The 16,994-nt window shown below is 40.6% G+C and carries 14 protein-coding genes; 2 read left to right on the forward strand and 12 right to left on the reverse strand.

Annotation, left to right across the window (positions count from 1 at the left end):
• Window positions 1–455: 455 nt before the first annotated feature.
• From hsdR to MGG13_RS07705, 6 genes are all read right to left on the reverse strand, one after another.
• Window positions 456–3,668, reverse strand: a complete 3,213-nt coding sequence (gene hsdR, locus MGG13_RS07680; RefSeq protein ID WP_338041141.1) for a type I restriction-modification system endonuclease — start codon at window positions 3,666–3,668, stop codon at window positions 456–458.
• A gap of 230 nt (window positions 3,669–3,898) precedes the next feature.
• Window positions 3,899–4,117, reverse strand: a complete 219-nt coding sequence (locus tag MGG13_RS07685; RefSeq protein ID WP_239034507.1) for a hypothetical protein — start codon at window positions 4,115–4,117, stop codon at window positions 3,899–3,901.
• Between the two features lie 371 nt (window positions 4,118–4,488).
• Window positions 4,489–5,010 (reverse strand): hypothetical protein, encoded by a 522-nt coding sequence (locus tag MGG13_RS07690; protein ID WP_239034508.1) that lies wholly within the window; start codon window positions 5,008–5,010, stop codon window positions 4,489–4,491.
• Between the two features lie 24 nt (window positions 5,011–5,034).
• Window positions 5,035–5,553 carry a hypothetical protein gene (locus MGG13_RS07695; RefSeq protein WP_239034509.1) on the reverse strand — a complete coding sequence of 173 codons (519 nt, stop codon included), beginning with the start codon at window positions 5,551–5,553 and terminating at the stop codon, window positions 5,035–5,037.
• 30 nt (window positions 5,554–5,583) lie between these two features.
• The gene (locus tag MGG13_RS07700) at window positions 5,584–6,015 is read right to left on the reverse strand and encodes a hypothetical protein (protein ID WP_239034510.1); all 432 of its coding nucleotides are present in this window, start codon (window positions 6,013–6,015) and stop codon (window positions 5,584–5,586) included.
• Window positions 6,016–6,105: 90 nt separating this feature from the next.
• Entirely contained in the window at window positions 6,106–6,843 is a 738-nt protein-coding gene (locus MGG13_RS07705) for a TrmH family RNA methyltransferase (protein ID WP_133431135.1), read from the reverse strand.
• Window positions 6,844–6,965: 122 nt separating this feature from the next.
• Here MGG13_RS07705 and MGG13_RS07710 point away from each other — a divergent pair, with 122 nt between their 5' ends.
• Window positions 6,966–8,354, forward strand: a complete 1,389-nt coding sequence (locus tag MGG13_RS07710) for a dihydrolipoyl dehydrogenase family protein (RefSeq protein ID WP_239034511.1) — start codon at window positions 6,966–6,968, stop codon at window positions 8,352–8,354.
• Between the two features lie 26 nt (window positions 8,355–8,380).
• Here the strand turns inward: MGG13_RS07710 and MGG13_RS07715 are convergent, their stop codons facing one another.
• Together MGG13_RS07715 and MGG13_RS07720 are read right to left on the reverse strand one after the other, a co-directional pair.
• Window positions 8,381–9,220: a patatin-like phospholipase family protein gene (locus MGG13_RS07715; protein WP_239034512.1), complete on the reverse strand. Its 840-nt coding sequence runs from the start codon at window positions 9,218–9,220 to the stop codon at window positions 8,381–8,383.
• Between the two features lie 108 nt (window positions 9,221–9,328).
• Entirely contained in the window at window positions 9,329–10,393 is a 1,065-nt protein-coding gene (locus MGG13_RS07720; RefSeq protein ID WP_420827892.1) for a M42 family metallopeptidase, read from the reverse strand.
• 190 nt (window positions 10,394–10,583) lie between these two features.
• Between MGG13_RS07720 and MGG13_RS07725 the strand changes: the two genes are divergently transcribed.
• Window positions 10,584–11,114, forward strand: coding sequence for a nuclease-related domain-containing protein (locus MGG13_RS07725; RefSeq protein ID WP_239034514.1), 531 nt, complete (start codon window positions 10,584–10,586; stop codon window positions 11,112–11,114).
• Between the two features lie 926 nt (window positions 11,115–12,040).
• Here MGG13_RS07725 and MGG13_RS07730 read toward each other — a convergent pair.
• From MGG13_RS07730 to nirB, 4 genes are all read right to left on the reverse strand, one after another.
• Entirely contained in the window at window positions 12,041–13,192 is a 1,152-nt protein-coding gene (locus MGG13_RS07730) for an MFS transporter (RefSeq protein WP_239034515.1), read from the reverse strand.
• Between the two features lie 118 nt (window positions 13,193–13,310).
• Entirely contained in the window at window positions 13,311–14,282 is a 972-nt protein-coding gene (cobA, locus tag MGG13_RS07735) for a uroporphyrinogen-III C-methyltransferase (RefSeq protein WP_239034516.1), read from the reverse strand.
• Entirely contained in the window at window positions 14,273–14,581 is a 309-nt protein-coding gene (locus tag MGG13_RS07740; RefSeq protein WP_133431140.1) for a nitrite reductase (NAD(P)H) small subunit, read from the reverse strand. Before MGG13_RS07740 ends, cobA begins: the two co-directional genes overlap by 10 nt.
• Before the next feature lies 1 nt (window position 14,582).
• Window positions 14,583–16,988, reverse strand: coding sequence for a nitrite reductase large subunit NirB (gene nirB, locus MGG13_RS07745; protein ID WP_239035699.1), 2,406 nt, complete (start codon window positions 16,986–16,988; stop codon window positions 14,583–14,585).
• Between the last annotated feature and the right edge of the window lie 6 nt (window positions 16,989–16,994).

A 16,994-nucleotide genomic window follows, 5' to 3' on the forward strand; every position in this document is an offset into this window, starting at 1 on the left:
AGTATACCTGATAACTGGGCATGGGCAACCTTATCTCAATTAACCAATAATAATTCTTTGAATGATGGAGACTGGATATTATCCAAAGATATGACAAGTTCAAAAGATATTAAACTTATACAATTAGGTCATATAGGATACGGTTCTTTCAAAGAGAAAGAATACAAGTATATTTCAGAACAAACCTTTAAAGAATTAAACTGTAATGAGATTCATAAAGACTATATTCTCATAAATCGATTACTTGGAGAAGAAATGTACGTGTGTAAGCTTCCTGAAATAGATGGTAAAAAGATAACATCAATTGATGTATGCTGGGTGAAGCCCACTGCGGATGTATATAACATATATTATGAGAAGTTACTTCCTTTAATTTTAATATTCGTGAAGCGGAAATGCACGTACTTTCGCAAGTTGCAAGCTAAATAGCCCTATTCAATCGAATAGGGCTATTATTAACCATACAGACTCTCATTAATAATCGCGGCGAATGAATCCACTTCTTCACCTAAGATAGAATGTACTTTTTTATAGCCACCTTGGTCTTTGAATACATCGAGTGTATCAAAGTATTCTTTTGAGGTTGGAGCAAATACAGTCGTCTCCAGTAACTGATTTTCAATCCGCTTCAGCCATTTCATTTGATTATTATTCCAATCATACATACCATATATCTTCTTCATTGCATTCTTAATACGTACTTCATGGTCGATTAACGGACTCCCTAAAGCTGCTTGTCTGATGAAACTGATGATATCAGCTGCAATGTATTCTTTTTTCTGATTTCTCCATGCTGCCTGCAACTGTTTCTCATCATATTTTTTTCTGAGTAATTCTTTTTTGATAGTCTTTAAATCTTTAATCGTTAAATCGCTTGGCTTATTAATTGTTAAATGTAAAGCTGGAATTAGATTCATATTATCTTTTACAAATTGTGTAAAACCATCAAGGTAGTCCTGAGGCTTTTCATTCCATTCACCATACCCTCTAGTGATGCCTTCTTTTACAAGCTGGTCTTCGTGATTAGATATATAGGCTTTATTAGGAATACCTTTATATTCAGCTATACATTCGATATTTTCAATCTGAGCTTCAATCTCAATACGAGTCATCGCTTTAATGCTATGAATATAATAATCTAATGAAGGAACATCATTAAGAAGTGCAATTTCTTTCTTCTCACTATCAGTCAGCCTCTGTTTCTTTCTTTGCAGTTTAGCCATCAATTCAGCTTTGTAAAAGCCAAACTCTTCATCTGAGGATGAATGAACGGCTTTATCAAATACTTCGATTAAGGTCTGATTTTTGTTCTTAACGATAGGGTTCATATCAGTGATTTTCTGTAATTTATCATAGAGGTGTACCGCATCAAAAATTCTGAATGATTCCTTACCAATTTCAGGACACAGTCTAGTCGCACGTCCCAACATCTGATCATATAAAATTCGCGATTTAACACGTCGCATAAATACTAGATTAGTAATGGCCGGAACATCTATTCCTGTAGTTAAAAGGTCAACAGTTACAACTATGTTAGGATTTTTCTCATTCTTAAATTTCTTAATCTCAAGATCAGCATTTTTGACATTACCGGTTATTTTCATTATTGCATCAGGGTTTATTTTTTTTTCTTTATTTTCATATATTTTTTTCAGTATTTGTACAATTTGATTTGCATGATTATCTGTCGCTGCAAATATTAATGTTTTCTCTGCTCTGTCTGGATCAATGTAATCAACTAATGCCTCTAGTACAACACGGTTAAAATTCTCACTTAATACTTGCTTATTAAATTGCTCAACTTCAAAATCTAGTTTATCTGGCAATCTTTCAATATCAATCTGATAAGTTTTAGGATTCCAGAGCATAATTTCTTCATGTTCGTTAAAATGTATACCATTTTTCGAGAGTTCTGTCTCAAACTTATAAGGCGGTTCATGATCAACTAAATAACCATCAACCACTGCTTCCTGATAACTATATGTGAATATAGGTTCACCAAAGATATTAGTCGTATGAAGTGCAGGAGTGGCTGTTAGAGCTAAGACATTTGCATCAAAATAATCAATCACTCGTCTATATTGACTCACGTAATCATCTTGATCCTCAAACGTCAGTTCCTCATCACTCATCATTCTATCTTCTGTATAACCTCGATGTGCTTCATCAACAATGATAAAATCAAATGTTCCTATTGATGGAATATCATTTCCTTCATTATAGAACAATCTTCTGACCATCCCTTGCACTGTTGCTATCTGAATTTTAGTATTGAACTCAATCGTTTTATCGTCAATATCATTGACGTCATAAATATCAGAGAAAGAAATATTTTCAATCATTGTATCTTTTAGAGCATCAGATGTCTGGTTACCTAAAGACTTTCTGTCCACAAGAAAAAGAATTCTTCTGGCTCTTTTAGTTTTGATTAATCTATACATAATTGAAAGTGCTGTTCTTGTCTTACCCGTACCTGTAGCCATTGCAAGCAGCATTCTTCTTTGATTATGTTCAAGCGCATTTTCTACAGCTTTAACTGCATTAATCTGATAATCTCGACTCGCAAAATCTTGAAACGGCTCATTTTTGAGTTGTTTTTTGGATTCTTCTATATCAACGATTAACTTCTGCCGTAAATCTTCTGGTGAATGCCATTTTTCAAGTGCTCTTTCTGGTGTATAAAGATTTCTAGTATCATAAAACCAAATTCCAGACTTTTCTTTTAATTGTTCAATGAATGGGCGGCCATTCGTAGAATAAAGGTAAGGTACTTTATAATCATCGTTTTGTATGATTTCTATATTTTCATCAACTATAATTCCCTTAGCATACTCTTTAGCTTGTGGTAAATCTCCCGGAATATCACGGCCGTATTTCTTAGCTTCTATTATTCCTACTAAAGTTAAACCATCAAATAAAGCATAGTCAGCTCGCCCTGTTCGGCCATCATATAAGGTGCAAGGCCATTCAGCTATTGCTATCTGTTTATTTTTAGCCGGTCTTGCTCCTTTGCGATGATCAATAAGATTCGAATCGGCTTCCCATCCTACAGCTCGAAGTTGCTGATCAATAATAAATCTCGTTTCTTTTTCGTTTAAAGGGTGTTTTTTTATATACTCATTAGAACGACGTTTTCGTTCTTTTCTATTGACATCATAAAGAGACTGATTCTTAATCTGAAGAAGTTTCATTTCGAAGGACTTTCTTTCTTGCTTCATGAGTCTCTCATTTTCTCTCAACTGCTCTTTTATCTGTTCTAGTTCAGCATGTTTTAAAGAATCAACATTCTCAGGAACATTGAACTCAGCAGATATAAAAGAAAATTGTACATAGATTTTCATAAACCAGTTTGCTAAGTAATGAGCATGCCTTAGAAGATTAAGAGCTTCTTCTTCAGTCCCACTCATTTCATGAGCCGCTTTGTTACCAGCTTTTCTTATGAGATGAAATAATTCAATTATATCAGGAGGTATAATATCTTTATTTTCAAGATAATTTAATCTATCAATCTGTTTGCCATGTTTATAACTGTCCAATTCTTCTAGTTCAAAAACTGCTTCAGTCATCTTCTCAGCAAAAACTCGTAGTTGAATTAAAGAAATACTTGGATCCTTGTATAAGTTGAACTCAGCATTCTGACCAAGTTTATTAAAAAAATTCCCACTCACTGGAAAACATATTAAAGTTTGTTTTCACTATACTATCCCCCTTTATTAGCCTTTCGTCTTATTAGTAATATTATCATATAATTTATATATGAGGCTCATAGTATCTAAAAAACGCTTTCACTATATAGAGAAAGCGTTTGTTCGTGTCATATTAAGCTATGTGTACCATCTACTTCTATTATATTTTTGCATATAAAATAGGCAGTAAAGTCATTCACAAAAAGATACGTTCATCTTCTAAATTTCTTTTTCAGTTTAGGAATATCTTCCAACTTAATCCACTCTTCAGTATAACCACAGTTACAGCAGACATATCGATCTACTAATATGGCTGATAGATTTGTAAGCCCTACTTGTATATTATTGCCTGAGCCATATGCGCCTGCATTGCCTGGTATCAATAAAATATCATTATCACCGCAGTTAGAACATAAGCTGTTTTCCTTCATGTTAACTCTCCTTGTAAATTTTAGTTATGTAAAGCTTCAATATTCATTTCTCAGCCACTCAGATTTTTTCTGCTTCATAAATTTCTCATTGCTGAAGAGAACAGGCATATATAAAAAGACTATCATAATGACGGACTGTCCCATTAATTGGGGTCAGTCCGCTCTGATAAGCGTATTCCTTTTCAGATAAATTATAATCCACTGGGTCGAACAGCCCTGATTGACTCGCAATATACCATAAAAGTGCTGTAGTTGGCAGCAAGAATATTAAAGTAATCCATCTATGATAATCATCCATCTCATAACTGATCGGCGCTTTCGGCTTAAAGAAGTTACGCGTATAATCCTGCCGGGCTTCCTATCAGGTAATTTTATTGTTCATTTTGGTCGGCCCCTGTTTTTCTCACGTTATCTACATAACTTTGATTATTCATAAATATCAACACTAACATCATTAGAACACCGAACAGCATATCTCCCTTCATATTTAGATAGAAGGTGATAAAAGAAAAAGTAATCCCTCCAACAACAAAGAAGATAAAAGTTAACATATAAGGCAAACCACTTTTACCTCTTTTAGTGAACATTCTTAATTCTGTTGGTAAAGTGGGAAGAATGATAGCGCTGGAGATTAAGATGAATACTAGACCACGTTTAAAAGATTGGACAATTTCAAAGTGATCCTGTGTCTTTTCAGCTCTATTCCAAAATCCTTCTGGATATTTTCCTATCTGATAAATAATAATAAACCATATGATTGTTAAAACTACACCTAAAGGTCGCACGAGACGACTATGTGCCTTATACATCTCATAACTGATCGGTGCTTTCGGCTTAAAGAAGTTACGCGTATAATCCTGCCAGGCTTCCTGCCAGGTAATTTGCTGTTTCATTTCGATACTCCTTCCTGAAAAGCATTAATATTCTTTTCGTAGTCGATCTGCTTTTCTGTTATTTATATATCTCCAGTTGTTGAAATAAGACGGTAAATAAAAGAATATGATGATGAAAAACGTTTGATTCTCTTGCTCGAATCGATACATCAAATAAACAAATAATAATGAAATGATGGGAGCTACTATCAGTGCAATCAGATAGTCTCTCGCACTTTTTCCTCTTGCATGAAACATTCTTAGTTCAGTTGTTAAATCTGTTAGGTGAAAGATGAAAAGAAAAAGTGTAAAGACAAGTCCTGACAGAAAAGCTTGTTCTACCTTTAATTTATGGTATTTTTCAAGTGATTGATTCCAGTCTATCGAGTCGAATAAATCTAACTGATAACTGATAAAAAAGAACAGAATAAGCAATAAAATGAGCAATGGCACAGACACCCATCTATGTTTGTCGTACATCTCGTAACTGATCGGCGCTTTCGGTTTAAAGAAGTTACGTGTATAGTCCTGCCAAGATTCCTTCCAGGTAATGTTGTTTTTCATTAAATTGCCCCCTTTATGAATACCTCAGAATTATTTTAAATAATAGTTTCCCATCGTGGTCATGCTCGGGATAAAATAACCTAGCACAAGCACATAGAACTGAACTTCCTGATGTAGAAAGTAGCTGATCAGACAGTAGATAATCGAACCGATAAAAACGATAACATGGGACACCCGATAAGGCACATCAGATTTGTCTCTTGTATTGAACATGCGTCTTTCTACCGGATTTCTAAGTATTGTTATTATTAAAGCTGCAATTACAAATGTCACACCGTAGATAAAGGACTGTTTGATTCCTTCATTTAAATTCAAGGAAATCAGAAAGATAAAAGATAAGAAAACAGGTAATGTCATTATCGCGATTAAATTTAATTCATCTCTATACTGTTTATAATTAATGGGTGCTTTCGTATTATAAAAGTAGTCGTTATAGTCCTGCCATGTCTCTTTTAGATTCATAGAAAAAACCACCTTCGTCGTTATACATTTAGTATAATCGAAAAGGTGGTTAATTTTACTATTTTCTGTATTTTTAAGGTAACTTTAAGGTTACTTCAGCTGATACATTAAAATACCGGCACAGACCGCGACATTCAGACTTTCTGCCTGGCCAAAAATCGGTACAAATAAATTTTCATCAGTTTCATTTAAAATCAGTTCATCGACGCCCTGCCCTTCATTGCCGAGAACAAGTATGAATTCTTTAGACAGTTCGACTTCCTTATAGTTCTTACCATTCTTCAGTGATGTGCCGTATATCTTGCCGCTGAAGTCTTTCCTGATATCGTGAAAATCCGCTTCCACAACCGGTATATGAAAGACACTGCCCTGACTCGCGCGCAGTACTTTATCATTGTAGATATCAACGGTGCCTTTTGAGATGACAACACCATCATATCCTGCTGCATCTGCTGTACGGATAATCGTGCCGACATTGCCTGGATCCTGGATGCGGTCAAGATAAATCAGCTGACTGAAATCGCCTATCTGATAGTCCGGCATGTTGCATACCGCATAGATACCTTGAGGCGATTCTGTCTGAGACAGTTTTTCCGCAATCTTAAAAGTAATCTGGAACTGTTCCTTGCTGCCTGCTGTCATCTCACTTGATATATCATCCGGATTGACGCTCAGAATTGTCTCTACTTCAATGCCGCTTTTCACTGCTTCTTCCACTAAATGATAGCCTTCCACTAAGAACTGCTGTGCTTTTTTGCGGTCTTTACGTGTATGCAGTTTGGCGATATTTTTAATTCTTGTGTTCTGTACTGATTCGATTAATTCCATGTCTTCACGCCTCCGATTTATCTGATTACCTCTATTATAACTTAATTCGCTGTCTCCTTACAGGTTGATTAAATACCCAGAAAAAGGGAAGAGGAAAATATAATAGTAGAGGAGGTTCAGTAATGAATTATGATGTAATTTTTATCGGTAGTGGTCATGCAGCCTGGCACGCGGCGATTGCACTTGTCAAGATGAAAAAGAAAGTCGCCATTATTGAAAAGGATACAATTGCCGGCACATGTACGAACTATGGTTGCAACGCAAAGTTTTTACTGGAGACACCATTTGAAGTACTTGAAGATCTGGATAACTTAGGAGATATATTTGAATCAAGACCTGAAGTAAACTGGCCGAACCTCATGAAGTATAAACATGAAGTCATCGACCCGCTCTCCGATATACTGGAAGATTTATTCAAGCAGTCAGGGATTGATATTATTAAAGGTACCGGCCGGCTGAAAGATAAAAATACGGTGACCGTTGAGAACAGAGCTTACACAGCTGATTATATTGTACTCGCGACAGGACAGCGCAGCCACATTCTTGATATTGAAGGGAAAGAGTATCTTCATGACAGTCGTGATTTCCTGGACCTTGAGACATTTCCTGAGCATATCACGATTATCGGTGGCGGCTATATCGGTATTGAATTCGCTTCGATTGCCAGTAAAATGGGTTCCAAAGTGACCGTCATCAGTCACTCTGACAAAGTACTGAAGGCCTTCTATCAGCCGCATGTCGACAGGCTTGTCAAGAAGCTGGAAAGTGAGCATGTGACGTTCCACTATCATGAGGATACCGTACAGGTGGAAAAACAGAATGGCAAGTTCGTCCTGCATACTAAAAGCGGTTTGTCTGTCGAGACTGATTATGTACTGGATGCAACCGGTCGTATTCCAAATGTAGAAGGTTTAGGCCTGGATGAGGTCGGCGTAAAATACAGTACGAAAGGGATTAAAGTCAATAATCACTTGCAGACTTCAGTCGATAATATTTACGCAAGCGGCGATGTGCTTGATAAAGAGATACCGAAACTGACGCCAACTGCCACGTTCGAATCAAACTACATTGCTATGCAGATTCTCGGTAAAGACGCTTCACTTCTGCAGCTGCCTTTAAAAGCACTGGAACTGCTGCCGATTAAATATCCGGCTATTCCGTCAGTTGTCTATTCATTGCCTCGGCTTGCACAGGTCGGTATGCCGATAGATGAAGCGGCGAAAAAAGGTCATAAAATCAAGACGATTAAATACGGCGAGCAGATGCGCTTTGAGTATAAAAATGAACTTGATGCTGAACTTGTGATTGCACTGAACAAGACGAATCATTTAATTGGGGCAGCCATTTATGGTCAGGATGCGCCAGACTTAATCAATCTACTGACTCTCATTATCGAGAAAAAACTCGGTGCAAAGGATCTGAACTTAATGATTTTCGCCTTCCCTGGTGCTTCGAGCGGTGTCATCGACCTGCTGAAGTTCCAGATGCTCGGTGTAGATATGGATTTATAATAAAAAGACTGCCACGGCAGTCTTTTTTAGCTGGACCAGTACTTTCTTAAATCTTCGTGCTCCTGAGCAAACCGGACACCTTGCGCATAGCCCGCTGCACCGATTTGCTCTGCTAATGATACGTTGAATGAATCAGCGACAAGCGGACGTGATGTGTCGTCAGGCGTAATCAGAGTGACGTGGCTGTTTTCTCTTAATTTTTCGACCTCGTCATAGACATTCGGCAGTGTCCCCTGTCCCTGCTCAATCATCGCAATGACCACGACCTGGTCATAGCCTTCAGCAAACGGCACATTATTTCCTGATGTCAGACCGCCGTCAATCCATTCCTCACCATTCAGATGGACAGCGCCCCAGATACCCGGCACCGCTGAACTCGCTGCGACTGCCTGCCAGAGCTCGACGCCGCTGTCCTTGTCGAACTGATGTGTCTGTCCTGTCTCTACGTTGAGAGCAGTAGTCGTGAGGGCATCTGACCAGCTGAACTGACCGACCAGCTGCTTCATTCGATTCGTACGCTCTTCGTCAGCAATCGCAGGCACCCTTGACTGTGTGATGCGACCGAAGTTTCTGCCGATTTCTTCAGCTGAATCACCTGCTGCTGCGCGGCCGAATAATTCAAAGAAGTCTATACCCGCTAATAACTGATCCTGCTCTGCGCTCTGACTTAACATAGCAGCCAGATAATCTTTCATATTCTGTCCATTCGTTAGCGCGGCACCGACAATTGAACCCGCTGATGTTCCGATGACCTTGTCCGCCATATTCAGCTTGATGCCATTATCAGCGAGGCCAGCGATTACACCTGATTCCCAGGCAATACCTGCAATACCGCCGCCACCTAACACCACTGCACGTGTTATCATTCAAATCATTCCTTTTTCTGAAATTATGAAACACCGTCAGTATAAACCAGCCATTGTCAAAGAACGAATTTTCTGCTTAACAAATAAGACTGCCGCGGCAGTCTTATTTTAGTATGTCTGTTCTATAATCTGGTCGACGATATCATCAGTCAGTTCGTTAAGTACAGCGTTCAATAGTTTCAGGGCACTGTTATAATCCTGGCGGTTCATCATTGAGACATTCGAATGAATATAACGAGTCGGCACACCCATTGTGATAGCCGGAATGCCGTCAAAGCTCTGGGCAATATGGCCTGCGTCTGTATAGCCGCCTGTCAGATAGTCAAACTGAATGTTGATCCCGTGTTTCTCAGCGATATCTGTAACGAACTGTCTGAAGGTCGGATGTCCGATATGCCACGCATCGACAAGAACAATGATAGGCCCATCCCCCATATTGGCGTTACCTGTCATACCCGGTGTCTTTGCACAAATACCGACATCAAGCGCAATGGCAAGTGAAGGTTTCACTTTGTGAGCCGCAGTCTTTGCACCACGTGACAATGTCTCTTCCTGTGTGACTGCACCTGAGTATATCGTGATGTTCGGGTCAGGGTTATCTCTTAATGCTTCAATAGCAAGTGCGCAGCCGAAGCGGTTATCCCACGCTTTAGCAAGCAGATAATCAGGATTCGTCATCACTTCAAACTCACTGTAAGGTGTAACCGGATCACCTACCCGCACACCTGCATCAAGTGCTTCCTGTCTATTATTCACACCGATATCAATGAACATATTGCTCACCTCAGCAGCAAGCTCCTTCTCTTTCACCCCTAAAACATGAGGCGGCTTACCACCGATCACACCGCGGATATCTCCTTTACTGCCGGTAATCGTCACTTTCTGGCTCAGCATGACATTTGCCCACCAGTACCCGAGATTGGTGAACCGGATGAAGCCGTCCTCAGTAATGGCCGTCACTATAAAGCCGATTTCATCTAAATGACCGGCCAGCATAATGGAATGGCGTCCCTGCCCCTTCTTGCCGAAAATACTGCCGGTATTGTCTGTAACGATCTCATCTGATATCGGCTCCAGGTAATCTTTCATGAGCTGTGTCATGGGTCTTTCAAATCCAGCGACTGCATTACAGTGAGTCAGTTTCTTAAATAAGTCCAGTTGTTCCATGTCCATCCCCCTTTTTATTAATTTCAGTATAGCACTTTTAACTTTAAGTTTTTTCGATATTTCGTCAAAAACTGCAGAAGAAGATAGCACCGTTTTTAATGAAGTGACAGCAGAAAATGAAAAACTGTATCTAAGGCTGTGGAGAGCGGTTTGTCAGAATTCGGCGGAGCTTATATAGTGAGTGTGAGGTGATGATATGTTTTTAACAAGGCACCAGCCATCTGAATACATTCACTATTTACTTGCAGCAGACAAACGAGTGGCGTTAAGCCAGGCAGATGATAGAGTCCTTAAGAATTATTTAAAGGGCTATGAAGGTGAGAAATATTTCTACGAGCGGTCATGTGGATACGGCGGTCTTAAACTCTGGGATGTATCATTGATGAGTCCAGGTCTAGCACAGTACGATTTCATTCATATCTACAACGGAAAAGTCTATCATTTTGATATCAAGAACTATACAGGAAATGTCCGCCGAGTCGGTCAGCAGTTTGTGTCGGATGGTGACTACTATTATCAGGACATCTTCTCTCAATTGAATCGCGCTGATTTTTATTTAAGCAACTTTCTCAGAACGCACGGATTTCAAAATGAAGTCATCAGCCGTATCGTTTTTATTAATCCTCAGCTGACACTGATAGAAGATGCTCCAGACCCTAGAATCGTGAAGCCCTCGCAGGTCGAGCAGGTGATTCATTTTTTTCCGTCAGGATTATCAGCCCAGTAGAGAAGAAGAACGCTTAGCCCGCATACTTTTAGAGCATCATCAGGCTTCAAATCCACATGACCGTATTGTGTATTATCCTTTTCAGAACATGAAAAAAGGCATCCGTTGCCCGCGATGCCGGTATATAGGGTTAGAGAGTGAAAAAAGCTTGAAAAAAATAAGATGCCACTGCGGATTCGTGGAACAAAAGAAAATTATACTAAAATCTGCAATTGAAGAAATGCTATTACTGAAAAATGCGACAGTCAGCCGAAGAGAGATAGAAGAATGGACATCGATGTGTCCAAAAGCGATTAAGAGAGTTTTAAAAGAAAGTTTCCAGATGCATTATAATAATCGATCCACAGTATATTGTTTATTAAATGATAAGTAACGTCCCGCTAATCTATTTTGCGGGACGTTGCTGCGTCTCCAGCTCACTTTTCCATTGGGTATCGTACCGCTAATCCTCTTTGCGGGACGTTGCTGCGTCTCATGCTCATTTTTCCACTGAGTATCGTCCCGCTAATCCATTTGCGGGACGTTGCTGCGTCTCATGCTCACTTTTCCACTGAGTATCGTCCCGCTAATCCTCTTTGCGGGACATTGCTACAACAATAGACCCTTATTTCAATAAAAAACGTCCCACTTACTCGGCGGGACACTCATACTTACCTTTTTATCACCCATCGCTCAACATTTAATTTTGACAATGGTTCCACATTCATTTTAACGATTGGGCTATAGCCGATTCTATGTTCAAAATTGGTCTTGCACTCAACTAGCAGAAAGAACAGGCAGAGAACGATGGCGATGACTGCGAACGTCGCCATTAGCCTTACTACGATGCGATTTTTCAGAAAGTCCATCTGATCACCCTCCATTTTTTTCTATTTTAACGTAAAAAGGGTGTCAAATTTCATTTTCCTCGTGTTTTTAAGGAAACTTTAAGGTAATCTTCTTTCTCTGGAAAATCTGAACAACATCAGTGACACTATTACTGTTCCAATCAGAATCACCACTGCCCACACAATCAATAATGTATAGGACGCGTAAGCTCCTAGTATCATGCCGCCAAGTAACGCACCAAATGAAATACCGAACTGCACCGATGACGTACTGACCGTCTGATTGATACTCGCATATTTTTCTGAACGTTCAATCAGATAGGACTGTGTCGGAGCATTAATGGACCAGCCGACAAGTCCAAGCAGCGCAGTATTGATAAACAGCCAGCCGACTGAACTTGAAACCAGGTAGCCGGCCATCACAACAGCATAAAGCATACTTAAAACCACTAATGCCCGTCTGCCGCCCCATTTCTCTGTCAGGAGTCCGCCCAAGCCGCTGCCGAGTGTACCACAGACACCAAAGACAATGAAAAGCAAACTGATGACAGTTGCACTGACTTTTTCATGTAGTAAATAAGGTGAAAAGTAAATATAGAAAACACTCTGACCTGTAAAAAAGAGAAAGGTATAGCAGTGGGCTGCAATCAGGTCTTTTCTGAGCAGTCCTTTTAAATCATCTTTAAGCGACAGCTTCTCAACTTCCAAATCAGACGGAAAATATTTAACGGTAATCAGTAACGTCACAACAGACAAGACAGCAATCCCCATAAAAACCATCTTCCAGCTATAAAGAGAAGATAAAAAGATTCCAATCGGCGATCCGAGAACCATGGCGCTGCTGAGAGCCATCAGGACAATACCGATTGCTCGTGGCTGAAACGGCTGCCTGACTACTTTGACACATAATGAAAATGCGAGGCCGACAAGCATCGACACACTGATTGCAAGAACGATTCTTGACAGCATGATCATACTGTAAGTCGTGCTCATCACGCTGAGCAGATTACCGATGATAAAAAGTATATTAAAACCGATCAAGAGTGTACGTCTTTTAATAGCGCTCGTTACCATCATCAGGATGGGTCCAGCAATAGCAAAGATAAAAGCAAAGACGGTTACGAGTAAACCTGCCTGATCTGTCGTCACCTGAAAGTAATCGGCGAGGTACGGAATAATCCCGGCGATAACAAATTCAGCAAGTCCTGCGAGAAAGGCCATCAAAGCGAGTAACAATAAATTGATATTCATATTCTCCTCCAATAAAAAAGCACCTTCCGAATTGGAAGGCGCTGCAGTCATATACATATGAAAGCGGGCAATGAGCCGCCTCTATGAAATTAATTTTATTATACTGAAGGCAGTTCACTTAATCAATAGCGAACTGCTGCTTGAGTAAGGCCTTTGCTGCATCTGTTCCGCTGATTTCATCGAACGCCACTGTCTTTAATACATCGCGGTGAACATCCCCATATTTTTCGCAGTGCGTCGTATCGGTCAGCTGATCGATTAAATAATAATAGCCGCCGTCATCAAAGCGTTCGAGTACATCGTCAATCTCTATTTTTGACTCACTGACTATTAGTATTTTACGACCGAAATTAGTTTTTTTCTCAAACCAGGATTCAGTCTTCCGGCATCTTACGACATCTCCGACAATAATCACAGCAGGATGCGAAACCTTTGCTTCGCCAACTGCCCGCTCTATATGACAGAGATTACTGATGACTGTCTTCTGGTAGCCATAGCTTGCTTGTCCGATGACCGCTATAGGCAATGTCTCGCCATTTTGATCAATCAGGACTTTGACGATATTCGGCAGTTCCTTCATCCCCATATAAAGTGCGAGTGTCCCGCCTTTAGCGAGCGCCTGAAAATCTATTTCTTTAACACTGTCTTTCTGCAGATGACCAGTCGCAAAAGTCACATGTGGGGAATACTCACGGTCCGTTAACGGAAATCCGCTATAGACTGCTGCCGCCGTCGCGCTCGTAATGCCCGGAATCACTTCATAGTCCGTATGAACAAGACTTTCAACTTCTTCTGTCAGCCGACCGAAAATAGCAGGGTCCCCGCCTTTCAGCCGTACAATCTGCAGTCCTTTAGCCGCTTCATGATTAATCACTTCATTGATCATATCCTGCTTCATGTATTTGACGTCAGGGTTTTTACCCACATATATCAACTTACATTCCGGCTTTGAAAGCTGCAGAAGAATAGGATTAACAAGCCGGTCGTAGATGATGACATCTGCTTTTTCAATGGCTCTTCTTGCTTTTAAAGTCAGAAGGCCGGGATCCCCCGGCCCTGCTCCGACAAAATAAACTTTGCCTACACCCATACGAAAACTTCACCGTTTTCAACTTCAGTCTGATATGTTTCTACACAGCCGTCGCTATCAGGAGGCTGCACTTCCCCGTCTTCAAGACTGATTTTGCGTTCATGGAGTGAACAGAACACATAATGACCGGATACTGTGCCTTCACTAAGTGTCCCTTGCTGGTGAGGACAACGATTATAGACTGCTTTCACTTCACCATCATCAAGGAGGAAGACACCGATTTCTTTATCGCCGACGAAACACTTCATGCCGATCTGAGGTTTTAAGTCCGACAGATTGAATACTTTTACTTTTTCCATATTATACGCGCCCCACTTCGAAGATTTTACGTTCATTTTCATTCTCGATGACATTTCTCCATGGCTCATGCTGACGATCTTTGTTTGCATCCATGAGTCTCGCATGAAGCTCCTGGCGTTTTTCTAAGTCCATCAGCACTTCCTGCACCTGCTCGAAGCCGAGACGCTCAAGCCATGGTGCTGTACGTTCGCCGTAAATACCTGTTTCACGGTAGTACTGCATCATTGCGCCACATAATTCGATCACTTCATCTTCAGTCTCAACTGTTGTCAGCAGTGTCGCTGCTTTAACTTCTGTACCGCCGTTACCACCGATATAAATCTGGAAGCCGTTTTCCACACCGATAATACCGAAGTCTTTAACACCTGATTCCACACAGCTACGTGGGCAGCCAGAGACACCCATCTTAAATTTATGCGGCGTATCAATATATTCAAATGTGGACTCTAAGCGAATTGCGAGGTCTGACGTGTACTGTGTACCGAAACGACAGAACGCTTTACCGACACATGATTTAACAGAGCGTGTAGATTTACCGTATGCTGCAGCTGACCGCATATCAAGTTCTTCCCAGATCTTCGGCAGATCATCTTTTTTGATACCGTACAGGCCGATACGCTGTGCACCAGTAATTTTCAGTAAATCAACATCATATTTCTTCGCCACTTCACCGATCTTAATCAGCTGATCCGGATTCGTAATACCACCCTGCATCTGTGGAATGACAGAGAATGTACCGTCTTTCTGGATATTGGCACGGAAACGTTCATTAGCGTAGCGAGAATCTTTTTCGTCTTCATGTTCATGCGGCCATACCATATTGAGGTAATAGTTGACAGCCGGACGACATTTAGAACAGCCGCCCTCGTTTTTCCAGCCGAGGACATTACGTACTTCTTTAGAAGTTTTAAGGCCTTTTGCTCGAATCTGAGTGACAATCTGATCACGTGTCAGTTCTGTACATTCACAGATACCTGTCGGTCCGCCGGCATTAAAGGCATCACCCAGTGTAACAGCAAGTAGATCAGCAATCTGACCCTTACATTTACCACAAGAGCCCCCTGCTTTTGTATGCTTTGTCACTTCAGCAACAGTCGTCAGCGCTTTTTCGTGGACTGCAGTGACAATCTGTCCTTTAGAGATACCATTACAGCCACAGATGGTTTCATCGTCAGCCATTTCTGCAACAGAAATCGCATCCACTTCACCTGCTTTATGAAGCAGTGACACAAGTGTAAATTCTTCGATTGTTTCGCCTTTTTTGATCATGTTATAGAAGCGGTTACCTTCTTCTGTATCACCGTACAGCACAGCACCGACGACTTTACCTTGTTCAACGAAGACTTTCTTATAGACATTATCAATGCCGTTGTAAACTTCAATGCCGCGTGTTTCTTCACCTTCGTAGATTTTGCCAGCACTGAAAAGGTCACAGCCGGATACTTTCAGAGAAGTGAAGGTCGCTGAACCATGATAGCCGTCTGTCGGACGCCCTGTGATATGGTCAGCCAGTACTTTACCCTGCTCATAGAGAGGCGCTACTAGCCCGTATACTTTAGAGTTGTGCTCTGCACATTCTCCGACTGCATAGATATTTGAATCACTCGTCACCATAAAATCGTCGACTACAATCCCACGACCTATTTCAAGTCCTGCAGCACGAGCCTGTTTTGTGACAGGTCTGATACCGACTGCCATGACAACAAGATCGGTCTCAATAACAGTGCCATCACTTAAACGGACAGCTTCTACACGCTCGTCTCCGATAATTTCCTGTGTATTACCCTGCAGCTTGAATTTCATACCCTGCTTCTCTAAGTCCGCTTTCAGCATATCGCCTGCTTTACGGTCTAACTGCATTTCCATCAGCCATTCAGCTAAGTGAACGACTGTGACATCCATGCCCTGATCAAGCAGACCACGGGCACATTCCAGACCAAGCAGACCACCACCGATAACGACTGCCTTACGGTAATGTCTAGCCTGTTCAATGATGTATTCTGTATCTTTAATGGTTCTCCAGCCGATAACACCGTCTAATTTGACGCCATCAATCGGTAAAAGGAATGAAGTAGACCCTGTCGCCATAATCAGTTTGTCATATTCATAGACCGCGCCGTCTTTCGTGATGACCTTTTTATGATCACGGTCAATCTCTTCTACACGGTCGCTGTTGTGCAGCGTGATACCCTGCTCTTTATACCAGGCATAATCATTTAAAATCGTTTCTTCGACTGTCATCTTTTTCTGTAAAATGTTCGACAGCATAATACGGTTATAGTTTGGATAAGGTTCTTCACCGATGATGGTAATATCAAATTTTTCCGGATCTCTATCAATAATCTCTTCTATTGTTCTGACGCCGGCCATACCGTTACCGACCATGACTAATTTTTCTTTCATGATTGACTC

It is taken from the genome of Macrococcus brunensis, from assembly GCF_022343725.1.
Lineage (GTDB): Bacteria > Bacillota > Bacilli > Staphylococcales > Staphylococcaceae > Macrococcus > Macrococcus brunensis.

What these genes read in the sequence shown, in the direction of transcription:
- MGG13_RS07705 (WP_133431135.1), bottom strand. Translation starts at nt 6,843, where the DNA reads ATGGAATTAATCGAATCAGTACAGAACACAAGAATTAAAAATATCGCC.
- MGG13_RS07685 (WP_239034507.1), bottom strand. Translation starts at nt 4,117, where the DNA reads ATGAAGGAAAACAGCTTATGTTCTAACTGCGGTGATAATGATATTTTA.
- MGG13_RS07710 (WP_239034511.1), top strand. Translation starts at nt 6,966, where the DNA reads ATGAATTATGATGTAATTTTTATCGGTAGTGGTCATGCAGCCTGGCAC.
- MGG13_RS07700 (WP_239034510.1), bottom strand. Translation starts at nt 6,015, where the DNA reads ATGAATCTAAAAGAGACATGGCAGGACTATAACGACTACTTTTATAAT.
- MGG13_RS07740 (WP_133431140.1), bottom strand. Translation starts at nt 14,581, where the DNA reads ATGGAAAAAGTAAAAGTATTCAATCTGTCGGACTTAAAACCTCAGATC.
- MGG13_RS07715 (WP_239034512.1), bottom strand. Translation starts at nt 9,220, where the DNA reads ATGATAACACGTGCAGTGGTGTTAGGTGGCGGCGGTATTGCAGGTATT.
- MGG13_RS07725 (WP_239034514.1), top strand. Translation starts at nt 10,584, where the DNA reads ATGTTTTTAACAAGGCACCAGCCATCTGAATACATTCACTATTTACTT.
- MGG13_RS07730 (WP_239034515.1), bottom strand. Translation starts at nt 13,192, where the DNA reads ATGAATATCAATTTATTGTTACTCGCTTTGATGGCCTTTCTCGCAGGA.
- MGG13_RS07695 (WP_239034509.1), bottom strand. Translation starts at nt 5,553, where the DNA reads ATGAAAAACAACATTACCTGGAAGGAATCTTGGCAGGACTATACACGT.
- cobA (WP_239034516.1), bottom strand. Translation starts at nt 14,282, where the DNA reads ATGGGTGTAGGCAAAGTTTATTTTGTCGGAGCAGGGCCGGGGGATCCC.
- MGG13_RS07690 (WP_239034508.1), bottom strand. Translation starts at nt 5,010, where the DNA reads ATGAAACAGCAAATTACCTGGCAGGAAGCCTGGCAGGATTATACGCGT.
- MGG13_RS07720 (WP_420827892.1), bottom strand. Translation starts at nt 10,393, where the DNA reads ATGGACATGGAACAACTGGACTTATTTAAGAAACTGACTCACTGTAAT.